The organism is Salinimicrobium oceani (genome assembly GCF_012037645.1).
On sequence record NZ_JAAVJR010000824.1, the window covers coordinates 1 to 409 of the forward strand.

Sequence of the window (409 nt, forward strand, 5' to 3'; positions counted from 1 at the left end):
TGGATAAGCTCCATTCTCAATATACCAATACTCTTGTACTTTATTTTGATAGTGTAGAAAAAAAATTGGAGGCAGAGAATCAAAATTTTGTCGAATTTGAATTAAACTCTAAAAGTGACACTTTGATGGGTTTATTGATTGAATATAGAAGCATTGATACCATAGTCAATGGTAAACCAATGATTCGATTTGTAGAAACACAAATTCCTGTTGATACTAAACCAGAAACTGACAATCCTTTTATAGAAGCCTTTGACATACAAGGATTCGCTGTTGAAAAAAACGAGAGATAACAACGGTTAACACAAATGCGGCTGACCGTTAAAAATAGCATTTTTGAGTACCTTTAAAAATAGTAATTAAAAGATAAATTTCGTTCCTCAAGTCCGCACTTGCGTTAACCGGGACG

The 409-nt window shown here is 33.3% G+C and carries 1 protein-coding gene; it reads left to right on the plus strand.

From position 1 onward, the window contains the following. Window positions 1–293, plus strand: a 293-nt coding sequence (locus HC175_RS19575; RefSeq protein WP_168139794.1) for a hypothetical protein, incomplete at its 5' end; no start/stop codon positions are given. Between the last annotated feature and the right edge of the window lie 116 nt (window positions 294–409).